This is a genomic window from Croceicoccus sediminis, from assembly GCF_007570835.1.
Taxonomy (GTDB): domain Bacteria; phylum Pseudomonadota; class Alphaproteobacteria; order Sphingomonadales; family Sphingomonadaceae; genus Croceicoccus; species Croceicoccus sediminis.
In genome coordinates, this window is record NZ_SUNC01000002.1 from 358,689 (window position 1) to 381,509 (window position 22,821).

The 22,821-nt window shown below is 64.1% G+C and carries 17 protein-coding genes; 13 read left to right on the forward strand and 4 right to left on the reverse strand.

What is annotated here, in order from left to right:
• Positions 1-50: 50 nt before the first annotated feature.
• On the reverse strand, positions 51-1,862 hold the full coding sequence (locus FAX90_RS09830) for an ABC transporter transmembrane domain-containing protein (protein ID WP_144097204.1): 1,812 nt from the start codon (positions 1,860-1,862) through the stop codon (positions 51-53).
• 179 nt (positions 1,863-2,041) lie between these two features.
• Here FAX90_RS09830 and FAX90_RS09835 point away from each other — a divergent pair, with 179 nt between their 5' ends.
• From FAX90_RS09835 to FAX90_RS09855, 5 genes are all read left to right on the forward strand, one after another.
• Positions 2,042-3,286, forward strand: coding sequence for a polyhydroxyalkanoate depolymerase (locus FAX90_RS09835; protein WP_144097205.1), 1,245 nt, complete (start codon positions 2,042-2,044; stop codon positions 3,284-3,286).
• A 146-nt stretch (positions 3,287-3,432) separates the two neighbouring features.
• Positions 3,433-4,833 carry a hypothetical protein gene (locus tag FAX90_RS09840; RefSeq protein WP_144097206.1) on the forward strand — a complete coding sequence of 467 codons (1,401 nt, stop codon included), beginning with the start codon at positions 3,433-3,435 and terminating at the stop codon, positions 4,831-4,833.
• A 190-nt stretch (positions 4,834-5,023) separates the two neighbouring features.
• The gene (gene gltB / locus FAX90_RS09845; protein ID WP_144097207.1) at positions 5,024-9,664 is read left to right on the forward strand and encodes a glutamate synthase large subunit; all 4,641 of its coding nucleotides are present in this window, start codon (positions 5,024-5,026) and stop codon (positions 9,662-9,664) included.
• A 13-nt stretch (positions 9,665-9,677) separates the two neighbouring features.
• The gene (locus FAX90_RS09850) at positions 9,678-11,114 is read left to right on the forward strand and encodes a glutamate synthase subunit beta (RefSeq protein WP_144097208.1); all 1,437 of its coding nucleotides are present in this window, start codon (positions 9,678-9,680) and stop codon (positions 11,112-11,114) included.
• 111 nt (positions 11,115-11,225) lie between these two features.
• Entirely contained in the window at positions 11,226-11,645 is a 420-nt protein-coding gene (locus FAX90_RS09855) for an SPFH domain-containing protein (RefSeq protein WP_144097209.1), read from the forward strand.
• 4 nt (positions 11,646-11,649) lie between these two features.
• On the opposite strand, the gene FAX90_RS09860 is transcribed toward FAX90_RS09855, so the two are convergent.
• The 3 genes from FAX90_RS09860 to FAX90_RS09870 all read right to left on the reverse strand — a co-directional run bounded on the left by FAX90_RS09860 (position 11,650) and on the right by FAX90_RS09870 (position 13,827).
• Positions 11,650-12,033 (reverse strand): limonene-1,2-epoxide hydrolase family protein, encoded by a 384-nt coding sequence (locus tag FAX90_RS09860; protein ID WP_170234932.1) that lies wholly within the window; start codon positions 12,031-12,033, stop codon positions 11,650-11,652.
• Between the two features lie 69 nt (positions 12,034-12,102).
• Complete coding sequence (gene phbB / locus FAX90_RS09865) at positions 12,103-12,825, reverse strand: acetoacetyl-CoA reductase (RefSeq protein ID WP_144097211.1); 723 nt, start codon at positions 12,823-12,825, stop codon at positions 12,103-12,105.
• Positions 12,826-13,062: 237 nt separating this feature from the next.
• Positions 13,063-13,827 carry a Rho GTPase-activating protein gene (locus FAX90_RS09870; RefSeq protein WP_240704832.1) on the reverse strand — a complete coding sequence of 255 codons (765 nt, stop codon included), beginning with the start codon at positions 13,825-13,827 and terminating at the stop codon, positions 13,063-13,065.
• 405 nt (positions 13,828-14,232) lie between these two features.
• Between FAX90_RS09870 and FAX90_RS09875 the strand changes: the two genes are divergently transcribed.
• The 8 genes from FAX90_RS09875 (at position 14,233) to FAX90_RS09910 (ending at position 22,804) form a co-directional block, all read left to right on the forward strand.
• Positions 14,233-14,685, forward strand: coding sequence for a DUF3576 domain-containing protein (locus FAX90_RS09875; RefSeq protein WP_144097212.1), 453 nt, complete (start codon positions 14,233-14,235; stop codon positions 14,683-14,685).
• Between the two features lie 22 nt (positions 14,686-14,707).
• Entirely contained in the window at positions 14,708-17,230 is a 2,523-nt protein-coding gene (leuS, locus tag FAX90_RS09880; RefSeq protein ID WP_144097213.1) for a leucine--tRNA ligase, read from the forward strand.
• Positions 17,230-17,712: an LPS assembly lipoprotein LptE gene (gene lptE / locus FAX90_RS09885; protein ID WP_144097214.1), complete on the forward strand. Its 483-nt coding sequence runs from the start codon at positions 17,230-17,232 to the stop codon at positions 17,710-17,712. Before leuS ends, lptE begins: the two co-directional genes overlap by 1 nt.
• A complete protein-coding gene (gene holA, locus FAX90_RS09890) occupies positions 17,709-18,752 on the forward strand; it encodes a DNA polymerase III subunit delta (protein ID WP_144097215.1) in 1,044 nt (347 codons plus the stop codon). The genes lptE and holA overlap by 4 nt, the downstream gene beginning before the upstream one ends.
• A 104-nt stretch (positions 18,753-18,856) precedes the next feature.
• Positions 18,857-20,293 (forward strand): sugar transferase, encoded by a 1,437-nt coding sequence (locus FAX90_RS09895; protein WP_144097216.1) that lies wholly within the window; start codon positions 18,857-18,859, stop codon positions 20,291-20,293.
• Positions 20,294-20,446: 153 nt separating this feature from the next.
• Positions 20,447-20,698 carry a hypothetical protein gene (locus FAX90_RS09900; protein ID WP_144097217.1) on the forward strand — a complete coding sequence of 84 codons (252 nt, stop codon included), beginning with the start codon at positions 20,447-20,449 and terminating at the stop codon, positions 20,696-20,698.
• Between the two features lie 76 nt (positions 20,699-20,774).
• The gene (locus FAX90_RS09905) at positions 20,775-22,112 is read left to right on the forward strand and encodes an O-antigen ligase family protein (protein ID WP_144097218.1); all 1,338 of its coding nucleotides are present in this window, start codon (positions 20,775-20,777) and stop codon (positions 22,110-22,112) included.
• A complete protein-coding gene (locus tag FAX90_RS09910; RefSeq protein WP_144097219.1) occupies positions 22,109-22,804 on the forward strand; it encodes a polysaccharide biosynthesis/export family protein in 696 nt (231 codons plus the stop codon). The genes FAX90_RS09905 and FAX90_RS09910 overlap by 4 nt, the downstream gene beginning before the upstream one ends.
• Positions 22,805-22,821 lie beyond the last annotated feature (17 nt).

The following is a 22,821-nucleotide window of genomic DNA, read 5'->3' on the forward strand; positions in this document are numbered from 1 at the left end:
TTTCCGGCAATTTTCGTTAGTGGGCCCGATCCCGGGCGCAATTCGCGCCGTCAGGCGGGGTCGTCGAACTGCAACCGGGCAAGGCGGGCATAGAGGCCGCCTGCGGCCGAAAGCGTGTCGTGATCGCCATGCTCGACGATTCGACCTTGGTCCATCACCACGATGCGATCGGCGGCGCGGACGGTGGCCAGCCGGTGGGCGATGACCAGCGTGGTGCGGTTTTCCATCAGCCGGTCGAGTGCGGATTGCACCAGACGCTCGCTCTCGGCGTCGAGGGCGCTGGTCGCTTCGTCCAGAAGCAGGATCGGCGCGTCGCGCAGCAGTGCGCGGGCAATGGCGATGCGTTGACGCTGGCCGCCCGACAGGCGGGCACCGGCTTCGCCGATGAAAGTGTCGAGACCTTCGGGCAGTTCGCGAAGGAAAGTTTCGGCATTGGCCGCGCGCGCGGCTTCCCAGATGTCGTCGTCGCTGGCCTCGGGCTTGCCGTAGAGGATGTTGTAGCGCGCGGTTGCTGCGAACAGGACCGATTCCTGCGGCACCAGCGCGATCCGGTCGCGGATGTCGGCGGGATCGGCACGGGTCAGGTCCACCCCGTCGATCCGCACGCTGCCGGCTTGCGGATCGCGGAACCGTTCGACCAGCTGGAACAGCGTGGACTTGCCCGCGCCCGACGGGCCGACGACGGCCACCGTCTCACCCGGCTCGATAGTGAGCGAGAAATCCTCCAGCGCCGCGCGTTCGGGGCGGGCGGGATAGCGGAAAGTGACGTTCTGGAACGCGATCTGCCCCCGCGGCGGGACCGGCAGGGACTGCGGGCGTTCGGGTGCGGCGATGGTGGGCCGCGCGTCGAGCAGTTCGCCCATGCGCTGGGCGGCACCGGCGGCGCGCAGCAGGCTGCCGTAAACCTCGGTCAGCGATCCGAAAGCGCCCGCGACAAGGCCGACTGTGATGACGAAGGCCGCGATCGTGCCGCCGCTGATGTTGCCGGCGGTAACCTCGATCGCGCCTTTCCAGAGCAGCAGCGTGATCGCGCCGAAGATCATCGTCATGACGACGAAGGTCAGGAAAGAGCGGACCTTGATGCGCTGAATCGCCGCCCCGAAGCTGCGGTCGACCGCGCCGCGGAAACGGTCGCGCTCACGGTCCTCCTGGTTGAAGGCCTGCACCACCTGCATCGAGGAAAGCACCTCGCTGGTCATTGCGCCGACGTCGGCGATGCGGTCCTGGCTGGTGCGCGAAAGGTTGCGGACCTTCCGCCCGAACCAGATGATCGGCAGCACGACGCAAGGGATGGCGAGGACCAGCCACGCGCTCAGCGTCGGGGCGAGGTAGAACATGTAGGCCGTCCCGCCGATCGCCATGAGCAGGTTGCGCAGGGCGACCGAAACCGTGCTCGACACGACCTGTTCGATGATCGCGGTATCGGCGGTCATGCGCGAGGCGATTTCCGACGGGCTGTTCTCTTCGTAAAAGGCGGGCGGCATCGCCATCAGGTGCCGGTTCACCCGCACGCGCAAGTCGGCCACGACCCGTTCGCCCAGCCACGACACGAAATAGAACCGGAACGCCGTGCCCACCGCCATGATCACGACGATCAGCAGCAGGTACTGGAACCAGCGGGAAATATCGCCTTCGCCGGAAAAGCCCCGGTCGATGATCAGGCGAAATCCCGAAGGGATCGCCAGCGTCGCCGCCGAGGTGATGACCAGCGCGATCAGCGCGGCAGTTACCACGCCGGGATAGTTGCGCGCAGCGTCGGATAACAGGCGCAAGGGCCCGAGGCTTTTTGCCTTGGGTGCGTCGCTGCCGTTCGCTTCTGCCGGTGTGTCCTGGCGCGACTTGCGCCGCCTGTTCCCGCTCATGGCGCGGGGCCTAGCCCAAAGGGGAGGCAGGGCCAAGTGCCCTGTGGGTCTAATCCTCACCGGCGTTGCCGTTTACGGCAGGCCAAGCCTCTCTCGCAGCTGCAAAATAATCTTGTGCATTGCAACGAGAGGCGAGACCGCCGATATAGTTGGCGGAGGAGATACGAGGAGGACCACTCTTGCTCTACCAGATCTACGAGCTTCAGAAGGCCTGGCTGTCCAGTGCAAGCGCCGCCGCATCGGTCGGCGCCGAATGGCTTGGCAACCCGCGCAACCCGCTGGGATACACAGGTTTCGGACCCGCGATTTCCTCTGCCATGGAAGTTTTCGCACACGCCGCATCCCCGCGCGGCAAACCCGCATTCGGCATCACGCAAGTTGAACGCGATGGCGACACTTTCGAAGTCAGCGAAGCCGATGTGCTGCACAAGCCGTTCGGAACGCTGAAGAAATTCACGCACGCCGGCCTGCCCAAGAACCCGCCGCGCCTTTTGATCGTCGCCCCGATGAGCGGGCACTACGCCACGCTTCTGCGCGGGACGGTCGAACGGATGCTCGAAAACGCGGAAGTCTACATCACCGACTGGGCCGACGCGAAAATGGTCCCGGCATCGGAAGGTGTCTTCGATCTCGACGCCTATATCGATTACGTGATCGACTTCCTCGAATTCATCGGCCCCGGCGCGAACGTCATGGCCGTGTGCCAGCCTTCGGTGCCCGCCTTTGCGGCCACGGCGATCATGGCCGCGGACAAACACCCCTGCCGCCCGGCCACGCTGACCATGATGGGTGGCCCGATCGACACGCGTGAAGCGCCGACCGAAGTCAACGACATGGCTACATCGCGCCCGATGGCGTGGTTCAAGCAGAACCTGATCCAGACTGTGCCGCTGCACTATCCCGGTGCCGGACGCCGCGTCTATCCGGGCTTTCTGCAGTTGGCGGGCTTCATGTCGATGAATCTGGGCAACCACATGATGAGCCACTACGCGATGTTCAAACATCTCGTCGTGGGCGACGGCGAAAGCGCGGAAGCGACCAAGGTATTCTACGACGAATATCTCTCGGTCTGCGACATGACGGCGGAATTCTATCTCCAGACCGTGAATGCGGTGTTCAAGGAATTCCTGCTGCCGCGCGGCCTTTTGACCCACAAGGGCAAGAAGGTCGATCTGGGCGCAATCACCGACACCGCGATCCTGTGCGTCGAAGGTGAGCGTGACGACATTTCCGGCGTCGGCCAGACAAAGGCCGCGCTTGGCCTTACGCCCAACCTTTCCGACGACATGAAGCTCTATCACCTGGCTCCGTCGGTCGGTCACTATGGCATTTTCAACGGATCGAAATGGCGGGGCACAATCGCCCCGATCGTCGAGAAGTGGATGGCCGACCATCGCCGCGGCAAATTGCAGGCCGTCGCCTGATTTCAGGGACTTGAGGGGGCGGCGCAGACTGTGCTGCCCCCTCGCCATCCACCTCCTCACCTAAGCCTTCGTTATCACTGCGTTTACCAAGTCCGTTTAAGACATCTTCTCGCAACTCCTGCGAAAGAGGGTGGATGGACGCTGTGATGAAGATTGTCGGTCTTTTGCTGCGAATCGGCGGTGCCGGTGCGGGCGTGGCCGCCGTTACGTTCATTCCCGACGCCGTACTTGGCCGCTCCATTGCCGCGCTCGGCCTGTCGGGCAGCGTCGATCTCCAGATGGCGCGCATGGTTGCGCATGGGCTGTTCGGCCTGATCGGCTTCCTCATGGGCTCGCAGATCGCCGCGATGCTGCGTCACCGTCCCATTGATCCCCCCGGCAATCGCCATGACGCGGCAGAATCGGTTCCGCGTCTGCGCCGCCACCTCGTGGACGGTGAGAAGAAACAGGCGTCGGTCGTCCCGCGTTACGAAGACCCGAACGCCGCCCCGACGAAGCCGGTTGCGGTCTCGTTCAAGGAACTCGGCCTTGATCACCCCCACGTCAGCGAATACCCGGATCCCGCGGGCGAGCATGACGATCACCACGATTCATTTGTCTACGCCGAACAGGCGAATCGCCCGGAGAGTGCGGGGAGTGCGGACGACGAATGGGCCGAATTCGGCAATGCCGAACCGCCCGCCCGCGCCCAGCCCCCGGCCCCAGATCCTATCGCCCCCCATCCTGTCGCCATGGACGCGCCGCCTGCGCCGCAGACCGAAGAACGCCGGGAAGAAACCGCCGGGCAATGGACCGCGCCCGAGCCCTTCCCCACCGCGCCAGAGGCTGAGCCGATCGAGGAACGTCCTGCCGTCGCCGAGCAGGCCGCTGACTGGAACGATGCTCCGGCAAGCGACGATTCGGCGTTCGAGCGTCCCGCATTCGAGGCACCCACGTTCGAAACATTGCCCGAGGACGCGGCTGCGGAGCCAGAGCCGGAGCCTGCCGCAATGCCGGTCGATGAGGCCAAGCCGGTCCATGCCGAGATTCAGGAGCCCATTGCGGAGCCTGAGCCCGAAACGATAGCCTGCGAACCCGTCACCGAATCGAACCCGGCCCAGACCGAGGCAGCACCCGAACCGGTTTCAGAACCAATCCCTGCGCCTGAATGGGAACCGGTCCCCGCCGCAGCGATGACGCCCGTTCAGCCTGCACCCGCAGAATCCCAGGCCTTGCAAGCGGTGCAGCCGGCCGCCGATGCTGCTCCCGACGCCTATTCCCGCGTCAAGTTTGCGATGCCGAGCGACGAAAACTGGTACGACGGTGCGGGCGACGACGAGGAAGAGGCCGAGGACGACGGCGCCGGATACGGCTCGCTATCCGACATCGGGCTTGGCCGCACCCATCAGCCGCGCGGCGGCGATGGGCAGCGCGGCGAGGCGGGTCTGCCGCCCTCGGAATTCGGCAATACCAACGTGTCGACGGCGATTCCCAAAGGGAAACCGCAGGATTTCCGGCTTCGCGAGGCCTTGGCCGAATTGATGCGAGTCGATCCTTCGGCACGTTAAGGCCATGAAAATTCTGCACTAGGTGGCCGGAATTGCGGGTTCTGCTGCCTTTTTCGTCTACTGTGCAGTTGCAAAAATCCAAATCTATCGCCATGGGGTTTTTATGCGCCATTTCGCTGCGCAGCTGCGGCGACTGAGTCGCATTTTATTTCCGGGCGATGGTGTCCGGGCCCCGACAGGATAGGTGAAAATGGGTTTTCCGCCGGTTCAAGGCCTCTACGATGCGCGTAACGAACACGACAACTGCGGTGTGGGCTTCATCGCACATATCAAAGGTCAGAAATCCAACGCGATTATTAAACAAGGCCTGACCATTCTGGAAAATCTGGACCACCGCGGTGCGGTGGGTGCCGACCCGTTGCTGGGTGACGGCGCCGGTATCCTGATCCAGATGCCAGACGCGCTGTTCCGTGGCTGGGCCGAAAAGCACGGCAAGACCCTGCCCCCCCAAGGCGACTACGCGGTTGCCATGTGCTTCCTGCCGCAGGAAGAGGCCGCACGCGATTTCGTCGTGAAGCGGTTCGAGACTTTCATCGCCAAGGAAGGCCAGGACCTCATCGGTTGGCGCGACGTGCCGACCACGCTGGACGGCCTGGGCAAGACCGTGATTGAGCAGATGCCCGTCATCCGCCAGGCGATCATCGGCCGCGGCGGCCCCTGCAAGGACCAGGACGCTTTCGAGCGCAAGATCCTCGCCATCCGCAAGCAGGTCCAGAACCCGCTCGAAGCGCTTTCGATCAAGCACGGCTTGCCGGGCCTCACTGAACTGTACCTGCCCAGCTTCTCGACCCGCACGATCGTCTACAAGGGCCTGCTGCTCGCCAACCAGGTCGGCAGCTTCTACGACGACCTGCGCGATCCGGCCTGCACGTCGGCGCTGGCGTTGGTGCACCAGCGTTTTTCGACCAACACGTTCCCGAGCTGGAAGCTGGCGCAGCCCTTCCGCCTCATCGCGCACAACGGCGAAATCAACACCGTTCGCGGCAACGTGAACTGGATGAACGCACGCCGCCGCACGATGGAATCGCCGCTGATGGGCGCCGATCTCGACAAGATGTGGCCGATCATCCCGCATGGGCAGTCGGACACGGCCTGCCTCGACAATGCGCTCGAACTGCTTCTGGCGGGCGGCTATTCGCTCAGCCACGCGATGATGATGCTCATCCCCGAGGCCTGGGCCAAGAACCACGAGATGGATCCGGCCCTGCGCGCGTTCTACGAATACCACGCCGCGCTGATGGAACCGTGGGACGGCCCCGCCGCCGTGGCCTTTACCGATGGCCGCCAGATCGCCGCCACGCTGGACCGTAACGGCCTGCGTCCCGCGCGCTATTGCACGACCAGCGACGATCTCGTCTGCATGGCCTCGGAAAGCGGCGTCCTGCCGTTCGACGACACCTCGATCACGCGCAAGTGGCGCCTTCAGCCGGGCAAGATGCTGGTCATCGACCTTGAGCAGGGCCGCATCATCGAGGACGAAGAGGTCAAGGCCGAGCTTTCGAACGCGGAGCCCTATGCCGACTGGCTGAACCATTCGCAGTACAAGCTCGAAGACCTTGAACCGCTGGAACCCGAGGCCGAGGATACCGGCATGGCGGTGGGCGAACTGCTCGATCGCCAGCAGGCCTTCGGCTACACGCAGGAAGACGTGTCCAAGTTCCTTGAGCCCATGCTGTTCAGGGGCGAGGACCCGATCGGTTCGATGGGCACCGACACGCCGATCGCCGTCCTGTCCAAGCGTCCGCGCCTGCTCTACGACTATTTCAAGCAGAACTTCGCACAGGTTACCAACCCGCCGATCGACCCGATCCGCGAGGAACTGGTCATGAGCCTGCTGTCGATGATCGGGCCGCGTCCGAACCTGCTGGGCAAGGAAGCGGGCACGCACAAGCGGCTGGAAATCAGCCAGCCGATCCTGACCAATGCCGATCTGGCCAAGATCCGCTCGGTCGAGGAAATGCTCGACGGCGCGTTCCGTACCGCCACCATCGATATGACCTGGGACGCCAGCACCGGGGCCGAAGGCCTTGAGCAGGCGATCAAGGAAATGTGCTGGGCCGCGACCGAAGCGGTGCTGCAGGACAAGAACATCCTCGTCCTGTCGGACCGTGCACAGTCGAAGGACCGCATCGCGATGCCGGCACTTCTGGCGACGGCTGCGGTCAACGCGCACCTTATCCGCCAGGGCCTGCGCATGCAGACCGGCCTTGTCGTCGAAACCGGCGAAGCGCGCGAAGTGCATCACTTCTGCGTTCTTGCAGGGTACGGCGCCGAAGCGGTGAACCCCTATCTCGCCTTCGAGACGCTCGAAAAGATGCGCGTCGAAAAGGACGCCCCGCTGGAATCGTGGGAAGTCGAGAAGAACTACATCAAGGCCGTCGGCAAGGGCATCCTGAAGGTCATGTCCAAGATGGGCATCTCGACCTACCAGTCCTATTGCGGTGCGCAGATCTTCGACGCGGTCGGATTGTCCAGCCGCTTCATCGACGCCTACTTCACCGGCACGGCCACCACGATCGAGGGCGTCGGCCTTTCCGAAGTGGCGCAGGAAACCGTGCGCCGCCACGAAGCGGCCTACTCGGACGAGCAGATCTACAAGAACCAGCTCGATGTCGGCGGTATCTACCAGTACCGCCTGCGCGGCGAAGATCATGCCTGGACGCCGGGCACGATCAGCAACCTGCAGCACGCGGTCCGCGGCAACAACTTCGCCAACTACGAAGAGTTCGCCAAGGAAATCAACGAGCAGAGCGAACGCCTGCTGACGATCCGCGGACTGATGGACCTGAAGAAGGCCGACAAGCCGCTCGACCTTTCCGAAGTCGAACCAGCCGAATCGATCGTGAAGCGTTTCGCCACCGGCGCGATGAGCTACGGCTCGATCAGCTGGGAAGCGCACACGACGCTGGCACTCGCCATGAACCGGATCGGCGGCAAGTCGAACACCGGCGAAGGCGGCGAAGACCCCAAGCGCTTCGTCCCGCTCGACAACGGCGATACGATGCGTTCAGCGATCAAGCAGGTCGCGTCCGGCCGCTTCGGCGTCACGACCGAGTATCTCGTCAACGCCGACGACATCCAGATCAAGATGGCACAGGGCGCCAAGCCCGGTGAGGGCGGCCAGCTGCCCGGCCACAAGGTCGACAAGATCATCGGCAAGACCCGCCACTCGACCCCGGGTGTCGGCCTGATCTCGCCGCCGCCGCACCACGACATCTACTCGATCGAGGATCTGGCACAGCTGATCCACGACCTGAAGAACGTGAACCCGGTCGCGCGCGTCTCGGTCAAGCTCGTCTCCGAAGTCGGCGTCGGCACCGTCGCCGCCGGCGTTTCGAAGGCGCGTGCGGACCACGTCACGATCTCGGGCTACGAAGGCGGCACGGGCGCGTCCCCGCTGACTTCGCTGACCCATGCGGGCAGCCCGTGGGAAATCGGCCTTGCCGAAACGCAGCAGACGCTGCTTCTCAACGATCTGCGTTCGCGCATCTCGGTCCAGGTCGATGGCGGCCTGCGTACCGGCCGCGACGTCGCAATCGGTGCGCTGCTGGGTGCCGACGAATTCGGCTTTGCCACCGCGCCGCTGATCGCGGCAGGCTGCATCATGATGCGCAAGTGCCACCTCAACACCTGCCCGGTCGGCGTCGCGACGCAGAACCCGGAACTGAGGAAGCGCTTCACCGGTCAGCCGGAGCACGTGATCAACTACTTCTTCTTCGTCGCCGAGGAACTGCGCAAGATCATGGCCGAGATGGGCTTTGCCACTCTCGACGAAATGATCGGCCGCGTGGACCGGATCGACATGAAGAAGGCGGTCACGCACTGGAAGGCGCACGGCGTCGACCTGTCGCGCCTTCTGCACAAGGTCGCGGTTCCCGAAGGCAAGGAGCTTTTCTGGACCGAGACGCAGGACCACGGCCTGGAGGCAGCGCTCGACCAGGATCTCATCACGGCATCGGCCGCCGCGCTCGAAAAGGGTGAGAGCGTCCGCATCGACCGCGAGGTTCGCAACGTGAACCGCACCGTCGGCACGATGCTGTCGGGCGAAGTCGCGAAGAAGTACGGCCACGGCGGTCTTCCCGACAACACGATCCGCGTGAACTTCACCGGTGTCGCGGGTCAGTCCTTTGCGGCCTGGCTGGCGCACGGCGTCACGCTCGACCTCGTCGGCGATGCCAACGACTATGTCGGCAAGGGCCTTTCGGGTGGCCGCGTCATCGTCCGTCCGCCCGAAGGCGCGGAACGCGATCCGTCGAACAACATCATCGTCGGCAACACCGTGCTTTACGGCGCGATCGCGGGCGAGGCCTACTTCAACGGCGTTGCGGGCGAACGTTTCGCCGTCCGCAATTCCGGCGCGGTGGCGGTTGTCGAAGGCACTGGCGATCATGGCTGCGAATACATGACCGGCGGCATGGTCCTCGTGCTTGGCACGACCGGCCGAAACTTTGCCGCGGGGATGAGCGGGGGTATCGCCTACGTCTATGACGAGGACGGCACGTTCGAAAAACGCTGCAACACCGCCATGGTGGACTTGCGCAAGGTCGAGAATGTCTGCGACGAAGACGACGGCACGGGCCGTCCGACCCAGCGCGGCCACTCGGTCGACGACACGGGCATGGGCGATCCGCTGTACCACGATGCCGAACGCATCAGGGTCCTTCTGGAACGTCACCACCTCCACACCACCAGCAGCAAGGCACGCGCCCTGCTCGACGATTTCGACAACGCCGTCGGAAAGTTCGTCAAGGTGATGCCGCGCGACTATGAAAACGCTCTCAAGGCCATGGAAGCCGAGCGTATCGCCGCGCAGAGCGAAGCAGCGGAATAAGGGTCAGCAAACGATGGGCAAGGAAACGGGCTTTCTCGAACTCGACCGTGTCGACCGCACTTACGCGGATCCGGCCGAGCGTCTGCAGCACTACAAGGAATTCGTGATTCCGCATACCGAGGACGGGCTGCGTAGCCAGGCCTCGCGGTGCATGAATTGCGGCATTCCCTATTGTCACAACGGCTGTCCGGTGAACAACATCATCCCGGACTGGAACCACATGACGTACGAAGGGGACTGGAAGGAGGCGCTGATCACGCTGCACTCCACCAACAACTTCCCCGAGTTCACCGGACGCATCTGCCCCGCCCCGTGCGAGGCGGCCTGCACGCTGAACATCACGGATGAGCCGGTCACCATCAAGTCGATCGAATGTGCGATCGTCGACAAGGGATGGGAAAACGACTGGATCAAGCCGCAGGTGCCCGAAAAGCGTACCGGCAGGTCGGTTGCCGTCGTCGGCTCCGGCCCGGCGGGCATGGCCTGCGCGCAGCAGCTGGCCCGTGCCGGCCACTCGGTCACCGTCTTCGAGAAGAGCGACCGCGTCGGCGGCCTGCTGCGTTACGGCATTCCCGACTTCAAGATGGGAAAGCACCTCATCAACCGCCGCGCGGCGCAGATGGAGGCTGAAGGCGTCAACTTCCGCACTTCGACCGAAGTGGGCGTCGACATTTCCATCAAGACGCTGAAGGAAAACTTCGACGCGGTGGTCCTGGCAGGCGGCTCCGAAGATGCCCGCACGCTGGACATTCCCGGTTCGGAAATGAGCGGGGTTCGCCTCGCCATGGAATTCCTGACGCAGCAGAACAAGCGTAACGCAGGCGACGACGAACAGCGTGCCGCCCCGCGCGGCACGCTGACCGCGACGGGCAAGCACGTCATCGTCATCGGCGGCGGTGACACCGGTTCGGACTGCGTCGGCACCTCGAACCGCCAGGGCGCGGCGAGCGTGACGCAGATCGAGATCATGCCCAAGCCTCCCGAAAAGGAAGACAAGGCGCTGACCTGGCCGAACTGGCCGCTCAAGCTGCGCACGTCGTCCAGCCACGAGGAAGGCGTCGACCGCGATTGGGCGATCCTGACCAAGCGGGTCGTCGGCGAAAACGGCAAGGTTACCGGCCTCGAATGCGTTCGCATCGAATGGGAAGGCCGCGAGATGAAGGAGATCGAGGGCAGCGAATTCACGCTGAAGGCCGATCTCATCCTTCTCGCCATGGGCTTCATCGGCCCGAAGAAGAGCGGCATGCTCGATCAGGCCGGTCTCGAATACGATGCACGCGGCAACGTGAAGGCCGATACGACGTCGTACCGGACGAGCGACGAGAACGTCTGGGCCTGCGGCGACATGCGCCGGGGGCAGAGCCTTGTCGTCTGGGCCATCCGCGAAGGTCGCCAGTGCGCCCGCGCGCTGGACGAGGCTCTGATGGGCGTGAGCGAACTCGCCCGCTGATCCGCCTCACTACCGGAAAGAGAAAGGGCGCGTCCTGCAGGGCGCGCCTTTCTCTTTTAAACGTGGGCGGTTGGCAGTAGCCTTGGGCTAAACAAGCCTTGGGGGGTCGCAATGAATAATCCGGTCGCGTCGATACTGAAACTCGGCGGAGCACTCGCGTTTCTTCTTCTGGTCATTGTCGGGGGCGGGTTGGGCTCATGCGCGGCCTATAACTCGGTCCGTGTCTGGAACGCGGAAACCGCGGGCGAGGCCGAATTGGCGCAGGCGTCGCAGAACCGGAAGATTGCGGTGCTGGAAGCGCAGGCCGCACTGGACAGTGCGAAACTGAAAGCGGCAGCGGAGATCGAACGCGCGAAAGGCCTTGCCGAGGCGAACCGCATCGTTGCCGACAGCCTGGGTGGACCAGAAGGTTACTTGCGCTACCTTTATATCCAGAACCTGGAGCAATCGCGCGGTCAGATCATCTACGTACCCACCGAGGGCGGCCTGCCCATACTTGAGGCGGGCAGGCAAGGGACGGCGGCGAACTAGCCCGTCACGCGCCGCCCAATTGCGCGGCGAGTCCGGCCGTGTCGAAATAGTCGCGCCACTCGGTGATCTTGCCGTCCTCGACCACGAAGATGCCCATCACCGCGATGCTGGCGACCACGCGACCGTCGGCAGCGACGACTTCGTCGATGCGTTCGTTGTATACGCGGTTGCCTTCGCTGGCGCTGGACAATGTTTCGACACGTATGTGGCTATTGGCGCCGGCGACTTGTTCGAAACCGGCGATGAAAGCCAGGGTTTCTTCTATCCCGCGCGTGTCGGACATCCCGACGTTGCGATAGTGCGTGTCCGACGTGAAATAGCGCCTTACGGCTTCGGCAAACCCGCCGGGCCGGTCCCACATGGAGAGGAAGGCATCGACCGTTTGCATGGGTGAAGGCATGGCGCGTCCCCCTGACACGGCAAAGCGCGGCGGGTCCGAAGACCCGCCGAACCTTGATCAGTACATGTGCTGGCCGCCGTTGATCGACAGCGTCGATCCGGTGACGAACGTCGCCTCTTCGGAAACGAGGAAGGCAACGCCGCGCGCGATCTCGTCAGCATGGCCGAGGCGGCCTACCGGGATCTTGGCGATGATCTTTTCGAGCACGGGTTCCGGCACGGCCGCGACCATGTCGGTGTCGATGTAACCGGGCGCAATCGCGTTCACGGTGACGCCGTACTTCGCGCCTTCCTGTGCCAAGGCTTTGGTGAAGCCATGGATGCCCGACTTGGCTGCGGCATAGTTGACCTGGCCATACTGACCGGCCTGGCCGTTGACCGAACCGATGTTGACGATGCGGCCCCACTTGCGTTCGCGCATGCCGGGGAACGTCGCCTTGGCCATGTTGAAGCAGCCGCCAAGGTTGACGCGCATGACCTCGTTCCAGTCTTCCCACGTCATCTTGTGCAGAACGCCATCGCGCGTGATGCCAGCGTTGTTGACGACGACGTCGATCGGGCCGAGTTCTTCGACGATCTTCGCGCAACCGGCGACCGTTGCGTCGTGGTCGCCCACGTCGAACTTGTATGCGGCGATACCGGTACGTTCGGTAAAGGCCTTCGCCTTTTCGTCATTGCCAGCGTAATTCGCGGCGACGGTCATGCCCATTTCCTTGAGAGCGAGGCTTATGCCTTCGCCGATGCCACGGCTACCACCGGTGACCACTGCAACTCGACTCATTGGATACTTCCCTTTCAGTTGCTCCCTTACGGCCCAGCCTATGAGCCGGTCCCGTTCTCCACAAGCGGACTTTCGTCGCACTCTTGCCCGGACAGCTATGCTGCATTGCAGCATAAATCAACAGTTTTTCGCATTTGCAGCATAGGCAAATGGATAAACTGCACCCCCGATCAGGCGAATGCCAGCCGGGGCATCGACGAATATTATGAAAGTGCCGCGACAGGTGCGGCAACCCGATCAGAAGCGGAAACGCGTTCCGACGTAGACCGACTGGCTGTCCTGCTGTCCGTCGGTCAGCGGCGTCACGCGGTCGCGGTCGCTTTCATACCGGATGCCGGCAGTGACCTTGAGGTTGCCCGCGACGCGATAGGCGCCGCCGACGTCGACCGACATGTCGTTCGAGCCGGAGAACGTGCGCGGCGATGCGCCGGGCAGGTTCTGCTTTTCGTCAAGCTCGACCACGGTGCTGAAGCGGCTCTTGTCGCTGGGCGCCTTGGCGGGCGTGAAAGTACGAAGGTCCGGCGCGCTGATTTCGCCGATGGGGCTTCCCACCGTCAGGCTACGCTTGCCGGTCTGCAGTACGTCGTCGGACTGCACGAAACTTTGGTAACCGCGCGCGACACCCAGGTTGAAGGCGACCGGCGCAACGCCGGTGACGCCGCGGCCAGCCTTGTCGGCGGCCTTGCGGACAGAGATCGCCTGCGCGGTTTCGGAATCGACGCGGACCGCGACGGTGATCGAGCGCGGACCCGTCTTCGCGCCGGCGGGCGTGAAGCGGAACAGCGAACCCGCATCGCCGCCGGCATCGCGGGCGCGGCGCAGGGTATCGACCAGCTTGGGATCGACCGACGAGGGCGTGAAAGCACCGAGTCCATCGGCGGCCGCGATGCTGAGATCGTGAATCGAGCTGCCGGAAACGGCGGCCACGGCGGACGAAAGGCCGACCACGCAGGCAGCACCAGCGAGCAGGCCGGTGCCTGCACGCGCTACGCGCCTGAACATGGATGCATTCCCCGTCGCCATGATGGCTTCCGCTATCTCCGTCTCTCAACCGACCCTACGCTGTTGCGATGAACCGGTTCCCATGCGCGACAAGATTTAAGTCGCAAGAGCCAATCTACTATGCATTTCGTACCTATGCCAAGCTTTCTCGTGTCGTGAAAAAGCGATTCTGCGCAACATGTTGCAAGGAATCCGCAGACTCTGCCGCTGGCCAGCTTCGGTTAATCACCATACCGCCTTATGAGAGCGTGACGAAGGGCGTTCCTGGCCTTAGTCCCATTAAGCAACGACGGTTGTCCCGCCTCTACGCTTGCCGCCTGCCTTCGCGCGGGATAGAGCAGGCCCGAGCCGGGCGAAGCAGCCGCTTCGCAAGACATTCATTCTGCCCAAGGATACTGAGATTCGATGATCGGCAAGACCACTCCCGCCACCTTTGCCAAGACGCTTCTGGTGACCGGCGCGCTGGCCGCGCTTTCCGCCTGTGGCGGCAGCAAGGACGCGGTTAAGGCCGACCTCGCGGCAAGCCAGGTCACCACGATCGGCGTCAACGCCTACCTCTGGCGCGCCAGCCTCGACACGCTGAGCTTCGCGCCGCTGGTCCAGACCGATTCGAACGGCGGCGTCATCGTGACCGACTGGTACACCAACCCCGCCAACCCTGGCGAACGGATGAAGGTCACGGTCACAATCCTCGACCAGGACCTGCGCGCCGACGCGCTGCGCGTTGCCGCCAGCCGCGAACTTTCGCAGGGCGGAACGTGGGTTGCTGCACCGGTTCAGGCCGCGACGATCCAGAAACTGGAAGACATAATCCTCACGCGGGCGCGCGAACTGCGCCGTGACGCGCTGACCGGCTGATCCAACGCCAGGGGCATCGAAGATGACTGAAGAGCGTTTCGATCCGTCGGTCGCCGACGGACGCTGGCAGCGCGCGTGGGACGAGGCAGAGGTCTTCCGCGCGGATTCCAGCAGCGAGAAGCCGAAGAGCTACGTGCTGGAGATGTTCCCCTATCCTTCGGGGCGCATTCACATCGGCCACGTGCGCAACTACACCATGGGCGACGTGCTGGCCCGCTTCAAGGCGATGACGGGCCATGAAGTGCTGCACCCGATGGGGTGGGACGCGTTTGGCATGCCGGCGGAAAACGCCGCGATGGAAAAGGGCGTGCACCCCGGCGGCTGGACGCGCGAGAACATCGCCAACATGAAGGCGCAGCTCCAGCGCCTCGGCTTCGCGCTTGACTGGAGCCGCGAGTTCGCGACCTGCGATGCCGAATACTATGGCCACGAACAGGCGCTGTTCCTTGAATTCTACAAGCATGGCCTTGTCTATCGCCGCGAATCGGCGGTGAACTGGGACCCGGTCGACATGACCGTGCTGGCCAACGAACAGGTGATCGACGGACGCGGCTGGCGTTCGGGCGCACTGGTCGAGAAGCGCAAGCTGTCGCAGTGGTTCTTGAAGATCACGCAGTTTGCCGACGACTTGCTCGAAGGGCTGGACGGCCTCGACAAGTGGCCCGAAAAGGTCCGCCTGATGCAGGAAAACTGGATTGGCAAGTCGACCGGACTGCAGGCGCACTTCAAGGGCGTGAATTTCGACGAGACGATCGAGGTTTACACCACGCGTCCCGACACGATCTTCGGCGCCAGTTTCGTCGCGGTTGCCGCCGATCACCCGATTGCGCAGGCCGTTGCCGACACGAACCACGAAGCGGCGGATTTCATCAAGCTTTGCAAGGCCGGTGGCACGACCGCGGCCGAGCTGGAAACGGCGGAGAAGCTGGGCTTCGATACCGGCCTGAAAGTCGCGCACCCGTTCACGGGTGAGGACCTGCCCGTCTGGATCGCGAACTTCGTGCTGATGGAATACGGCACCGGCGCGATCATGGCCGTGCCGGGGCATGACCAGCGCGACTTCGAATTCGCCACCAAGTACGGATTGCCGATCCTGCGCGTCGTCGCGGCCAGCCAGGCCGATGCGGACAAGCCTTTCGAGGGCGAGGCCGAGGCGGGCGAGGGTATCGTCGTGAACTCCGACTTCCTCACCGGCCTTTCGGTTGAGGATGCGAAGACCGCGATCATCACCCGCGCCGCCGAAGACGGCTGGGGCGTTCCCAAGACGCAGTATCGCCTGCGCGACTGGGGCGTTTCGCGCCAGCGTTACTGGGGCACGCCGATCCCGATGATCCACTGCGATGCCTGCGGCGTCGTGCCGGTGCCGGCGGACCAGCTTCCGGTGACGCTGCCCGATGACGTGGACTTCAAGACACCGGGCAACCCGCTCGACCGTCATCCCACGTGGAAGCATGTCGATTGCCCGAAGTGCGGCGCAAAGGCGCAGCGCGAGACCGATACGCTCGATACCTTCGCCGATTCCAGCTGGTACTTCCTGCGCTTTGCCAGCCAGCCCGGCGACAAGCCGTTCGACCCGGCAGAAGTCGCCAAGTGGTTGCCGGTCAACCAGTATATCGGCGGGATCGAGCATGCGATCCTGCACTTGCTCTACGCCCGTTTCTGGACACGCGCGCTGGCCCATTGCGGCATGATCGAGGTGAAGGAGCCCTTTGCCCAGTTGTTCACGCAAGGCATGGTCACGCACGAGACTTATAGCCGCGAGGCCGACGGACGCCCCGTCTACTTCAGCCCCGGCGAAGTCGTGCGCGACGGCAATGGCGCGACTTTGAAGGACGATGGCCAGCCGGTGGAAATCGGCCGGGTCATCAAGATGTCGAAGTCGAAGAAGAACGTCGTCGACCCGGATGAGATCGTGGCCCGCTACGGCGCAGACGCGGTGCGCTGGTTCATGCTCTCCGACAGCCCGCCCGAACGCGACTTGCCATGGAGCGAGGCGGGCATCGAAGGCTGCGGCCGTTTCGTGCAGCGCCTGTGGCGCCTGTTCGGCCAGTACGACGCGAATGCGCAAGGCGACGACAAGCCGCTGGCGCGCAAGATGCACCAGACCATCGCCGCGGTTGCCGACGATATCGAGGCCTTGAGCTTCAACAAGGCCGTCGCCCGCATCTACGAACTGACCAATGCCGCCGAAAAGGCCGCGCCCTCGGCCAGCCGCAGCGAGGCGATCCGCGCGCTGATGCTGCTCGTCGCGCCGATGATGCCGCACTTGTCGGAAGAGGCTTGGTCGCGCGCCGGAATGGAAGGCCTCATCGCCGAGGCCGCCTGGCCCGAATTCGAAGAGGCCATGCTGGTCGAGGACGAAGTGACCATCGCCGTGCAGGTGAAGGGCAAGCTTCGCGATACGCTGACGGTCGCCAAGGGAACCGGCAAGGACGAGCTGGAGGCGCTTGCGCTCGCCAGCGAGAAAGTCCAGCGTAACATCGACGGGGCGCCGGTCCGCAAGGTGATCGTGGTGCCCGACAGGCTGGTGAACATCGTCGTCTGATGCGCTTTCTCGTTCTTCCTCTCGCCCTGATGCTGTCCGCCTGCGGGCTTTCGCCGATGTATGCGGGCGGCGGTGACGGGCAGGTTGCGACGGGGCTGTCCTCCGTTTCGGTCAGCGCCATTCCCGGCCAGCAGGGCTGGCTCATGCGCGATGCCCTTACCGAACGGCTCGGTTCGGGCAGCGCCTCGCCGCGTTACCGGCTGGACGTGCGGCTGGACGATCAGCTCGACGGGCTCGGTCTGCTGTCGGACGATACCATTGGGCGCGAACGCCGCACATTGCGGGCACGTTACCGGCTGGTCGACCTGTCGACGGGCAATACCGTGCTAGACGCGACCGCCGGTGCCGATGCGGGTATCGACGTCGTCTCCAGCGAATATGCGACGATAGCGGCCGAACAGACCGCGCTCGAAAACCTGACTCTCGAAGTCGCGGACCGCATCGTGACCAGCGTGGCATTGAAGCTGCGCTCGGCAGGGTGAAGGCGACACAGCGCAACTTCGCGTCTGTCGCCGCCGGTGCGGCGCGCAAGGCGCGGATATTCTTCTTTTGCGGCCCGGACGAAGCCGGGGCCCACGCCGCGGCGACGCGCATCGCCGCGATGCTCGACGCGCCGGGCGAGAAAGTCGAGATGGAGGGGTCGGACCTCAAGAAGGACCCGGTCCGGCTTGCCGATGAGACCCGCTCCACCTCGCTGTTCGGCGACCGCCGCCATATCGTCGTGCGCGCCAATGGCGATGAAGCGCACGACGCGGTGAAAATCCTGACCGACAGCGACGCTGCCGACATTGCCGAGGGCTGGCCGGTGCTGATCGTCGCGAACGGTGCGACCGACAAGTCCCGCACGGCAAAGCTGCTGGAAAAGCGCGACGATGCGCTCGTCGTCATGTTCTACCCGCCCGACCTTGCCTCGGTCACGGCGGAAGTAAGGCGGCTGGCCGATGCAGCGGGCCTGCGCATGGGGTCCGAACTGGCGCAGCGGATCGCCGCATCGGTTGGGCTCGACATTCGCATGGCAGCTTCCGAAGTCCAGAAGCTCGCGCTCTATCTCGATGCCGATGCGCAGGCCCCGCGCAGCGTGAACGCGGAAGACCTCGATGCCATCGCGGCAGAGACCGAGGACGATGGCATGATGCCGCTGGTCGACGCGGTGCTGTCGGGCGATGCGGCAGCGGTGCCGCACGAACTGGCCCGGTTCAAGCAACTGGGCCTCAACCCTGTCGGCACCGTTCTCGCGATGGAGCGGCGCGTGGCGCAACTGGCGCAACTGGCTGCCCGTCTGGGCGACCGGCCCGACGTCGCAGGGTTCGTGAAGGGCGAGGTCGATGCCCGCCGCCTGTTTTTCCGCGACAAGGACGCGATCGCGCGTCAGCTGCAACAGTGGCGCGGCGCCCGTCTGGCCCGGCTCGGCGAAAGGCTGATCGAACTGCACCGCTCGCTGCTTGCCGACAGCCAGGCCGCGCCGCTTCTGTTCGCGGCGGGTTGCACGCAGATCGCACAGGCGGCACGCGGCCGCAGATAAATGTGACAAATCAAGTGTGTGCGGCTCAGCCCATTGGCAAGCCGGCACCTGTGCAGTATCGCCGCGCTGCTACGTATTAGCGCGTATAGGCGCAGAGCGAGATCATGAACCGCCCTCAGGCGCAAAACGCTTATCCAAGGCTGTCGGGCAAGGCGCCGACCCAGGCGATCGACGCGCTCGGTCGCACGCGCCTGACTGCGCCCACGGTGGAGCCGCTCGAGAAGCGGCGGCTGCAATGCTATCTCGCGCTCGTCATCGCCGATATTGTCGGGATTCTCATCGCTTTTGCAGGAAGCGCGACGCTTTATTACGGGCCCGGCCCGCAGAGCCATGCCCTGCTGCAGGCGCAGTTGATGCTGCCGCTCTACCTCACCGTCGCGCTCTACAACGGAGCCTATAATCTCGGCGCCTTGCGGATGTCGTGGCGCACGATGGGGGCGGTGCTGCGCGCGGTCGTGTTGGCGGCGCTGGCGATGATCCTGCTGACCTATCTCAGCAAGACTGCCTCGATCTATTCGCGCCTCGTCTTCCTTCTCGGCATTTCCGCATGCCTCGTCGTGCTTCCCGCCATACGCGTTGCCATGCGCCGCTTCGTGCGCTGGCGCTGCGGCGTGCGGGTCGAGAACGTCCTTGTCGTCGAAGATGGTGGGCCGGACGTGGCGTTCGAAGGGGCTTACGTTGTCGACGCAAGGGCAGAGGTGCTGCGCCCCGACCTTGCCGACCCGGTCGCGCTGGACCGGTTGGGCCAGTGGTTCGGCCCGATGGATCGCGTGCTGATCACTTGTGCCGAGGACCGCAAGCTGGCGTGGGCGATGGCTCTGAAAGGCCTTTCGGTCGAAGGCGAGGTCGTCGACGAGCGGGTGGAGAAGTTGGGCGCGCTGGGGGCGAGTCACTTGGGCGGGCAGGGTTTTCTGCTCGTCTCGCACAAGCCGCTGGGCCTGCGTGCGCGGGCGATAAAGCGGTTGCTGGACCTTGCGCTGACGATCCCGGCTCTCATCGTTCTCTCGCCGCTGATGCTGGCAGTCGCCGTGTTGATCTGGGCCGAGGACAAAGGCCCCTCGCTTTTCGTGCAGAAGCGGACCGGGCGGTCGAGCCGGTTCTTCCGCATGTACAAGTTCCGGTCGATGCGGATCGAGCGGCAGGACGATCACGGAACCCGCTCCGCCAGCCGCGAGGACGATCGCGTGACGCGTATCGGGCACTTCATCCGCCGCACGTCGATCGACGAACTGCCACAGCTGTTCAATGTCCTGTCGGGCGAGATGAGCCTTGTCGGGCCGCGCCCCCATGCTCCCGGATCGCAGGCGGGCGACAAGCTGTTCTGGGAAATCGACGAGCGTTACTGGCAGCGCCACATGCTGAAGCCCGGGCTTACCGGACTTGCGCAGATACGCGGATTGCGCGGCGCGACAGAGAGCGAGGTCGACCTGCTGGACCGGTTGCAGGCCGACCTGCAGTATCTCGACGGCTGGTCCATCTGGCGTGACATGGGCATCATTTTTGCGACCATTCGCGTCATCGTGCACGACCGGGCTTTCTGACCGGGTAAGCACCGGCCGGACCGCCCATGGCAACGCCCACGGGAACAAGTGTGCAATTTGCTCGCTTTGTGTTTGCAATTAAGGAACTTTTCTGTTTTAGAAGCCATTGAAATGCAGATAATGCTGCGTCTGCACATTTTCCGGAGTAGATGAATGCGCGTCGTGAAATCCGCTACTTTCGCCCTTGCCGCTGCCGGCCTCGTGCTTGGCGGTGTTGCAAATGCGCAGGAAACGACTTCGGTTAATATGCTTCCGCAGGCCACTTCGGCTGACGGCACGGTCGCACCTGCCGAAAAGAAGAAAAAGAAGCGCGGCGCTGGCTATCTGCTCGGTATTGCCGGTCTTGCCGTCCTGATCGGCGGCGTGGCCATGATCGGCGATTCGGGAAGCGATACGCCCGGTTGAACCGCGATCTCTTCAAGGTTTAGAAGAACCCCGCCCGTAACGGCGGGGTTTTCTTTTTGAGGGTCTGGCGGGTCAGATGCTGACAGCAAAGGCTTATCTGAGGCCGGAGATCGCCGCGGCGATTGCCTGTGCCCTGCTGGCCACCGCAATCGTGTTCGGCGGCGGCGGTTCTCCGGCCCCGCGTGCAGAGCTGCTGGTCGAATTCGGCGCGGCGCTAGCTTTGTGTAGCTGGATATTCTTCGCGAAAGACCGGCAGCCGGTCGACCCGCTGATGATCGCGCTCGCGGGCATTGTCGTTGCTGTCCCGCTGATCCAGCTGGTTCCCATGCCCCCGTCTGTCTGGCAGGCTTTGCCGGGACGCGAAAATGCCGTTGTTGCGCTCGACCTTGTCGGCGCGGCGGCCGAGTGGAGGCCCATTTCGCTCGATCCTGCGCAGACGCTGGCAAGTCTGCTTTCGCTCGGGCCGCCGCTGGCCCTGATGATCGTCGTCTCTTCGCTCCGCCCCGAACGGCGCACGTCCTTGCTTTTCGTCGTGGTCGCAGGCGGGTTCGCAACTGCGCTATTGGGCGCGATGCAGCTTGTCGCGGGCGGCAATGCACTGCGCTTCTATGGCGAGACGCATCGTGACTGGATCGTCGGCTTTCAGGCCAATCGCAATGCGACCGCCGATGTCGTCCTGATCGCGATGATGGCATTCGGAGCGCTTGCCGGTTCTTACGCGCGCAGGCGGCACACCGCATGGTGGCTTGCCGGCGGTCTTGCCGTGCTCTCGCTGACGCTGATCCTTACCGGATCGCGCGCGGGCATCGGGCTGCTGTTCCCCGCGCTTTTCTTTGCCGTCATCGCGTCGGGCGCGGCGATCTTCGCTTCCCGCCGCCGAATCGCTGTCGCATTGGGCGCGACCGGCATTGCCATCGCCGGGCTACTTGCCGCGATGACCGCCGGCCCCCTCGCACGCGTGGCCAGCCGCTTTGACGTGTCGGGCGACTTCCGCTTCGAACTCTGGCGCGACGGCTGGACTGCGGCGCAGGCGTTCTGGCCTGTTGGCGGCGGTGTGGGGGGCTTTGCCAGATTGCTCCTGCCGTTCGAGCGGCTGGAAGTCGTCGACCGGACCCGGCCCAACCGCGCGCATAATGATTATCTCGAACTCATGGTGGAAAGCGGTGCGCTCGGCGTGGTTGCCCTGATCGCTTGCGCGGCACTGATCGCGGTTCTGGCCTGGCGCTCGTTCCGATCTGGCGCAATCCCCCGCGAACACCGGATTTTCGCATTTGGAACGGTCGCGGTTGTTGCCCTGCACTCGCTCGTGGACTACCCCCTGCGCTCCATGTCGCTTGCCTGTCTGCTGGCGCTGGCCGTCGCGATGATGGCCCGGCCGGGACAGCGGGCGCCTGAGAAGGACACAAATTCGTGAATTCAAGGGTTGCGTTGCTGGCCGCTGTGGCCGCCCCCCTCATACTTGGTGCATGTCAGAAGACGGTGACGACCCACTTGCCGCAAGGCAGCGCGGCCTATGACGCCATCGCTGTCGCGCCCGAAGTGGCAAACCCTGCGGTCTACAGTCTGCGTGCGGGTGACCGCATCGACGTCAGCGTGTTCCGCGAAAAGGATTTCAGCGCGCAGAAGGTGCTGGTCGACGTATCGGGCAACATTGCGCTTCCCATGCTGGGCACGATTCCTGCCGCCGGAATGACGCAGGACGAACTGGCCGCGAACATCCGCGACCGGCTTGCCGCCTCGTTCCTGCGCGATCCGCGCGTTACTGTCTCGGTTGAAACGCCCGCCCTGCTCACCGTCTCGGTCGAGGGCGAGGTCGAGCAGCCCGGCGTGTACGAGATGCAGCCCGGCTACACGCTCTTGAGTGCGATCGCCATGGCCCGTTCGACAACGGACCGCGCGAAGGTCGACCAGGTCCTGGTGTTCCGCACCGTGAACGGCGAACGGCTGGGCGCGCGGTTCGACCTGGCCATGATCCGCGCCGGACGCGCGCCCGATCCCGTCATCCTGCCCGGCGATGTCGTCGTCGTCGGCTACTCGCAGGTTCGCGGCGTCTTCCAGGATTTCCTGAAGACTGCGCCGCTGCTCAACATCTTCTATCGCTACTAACGCGATCCGAACGACCG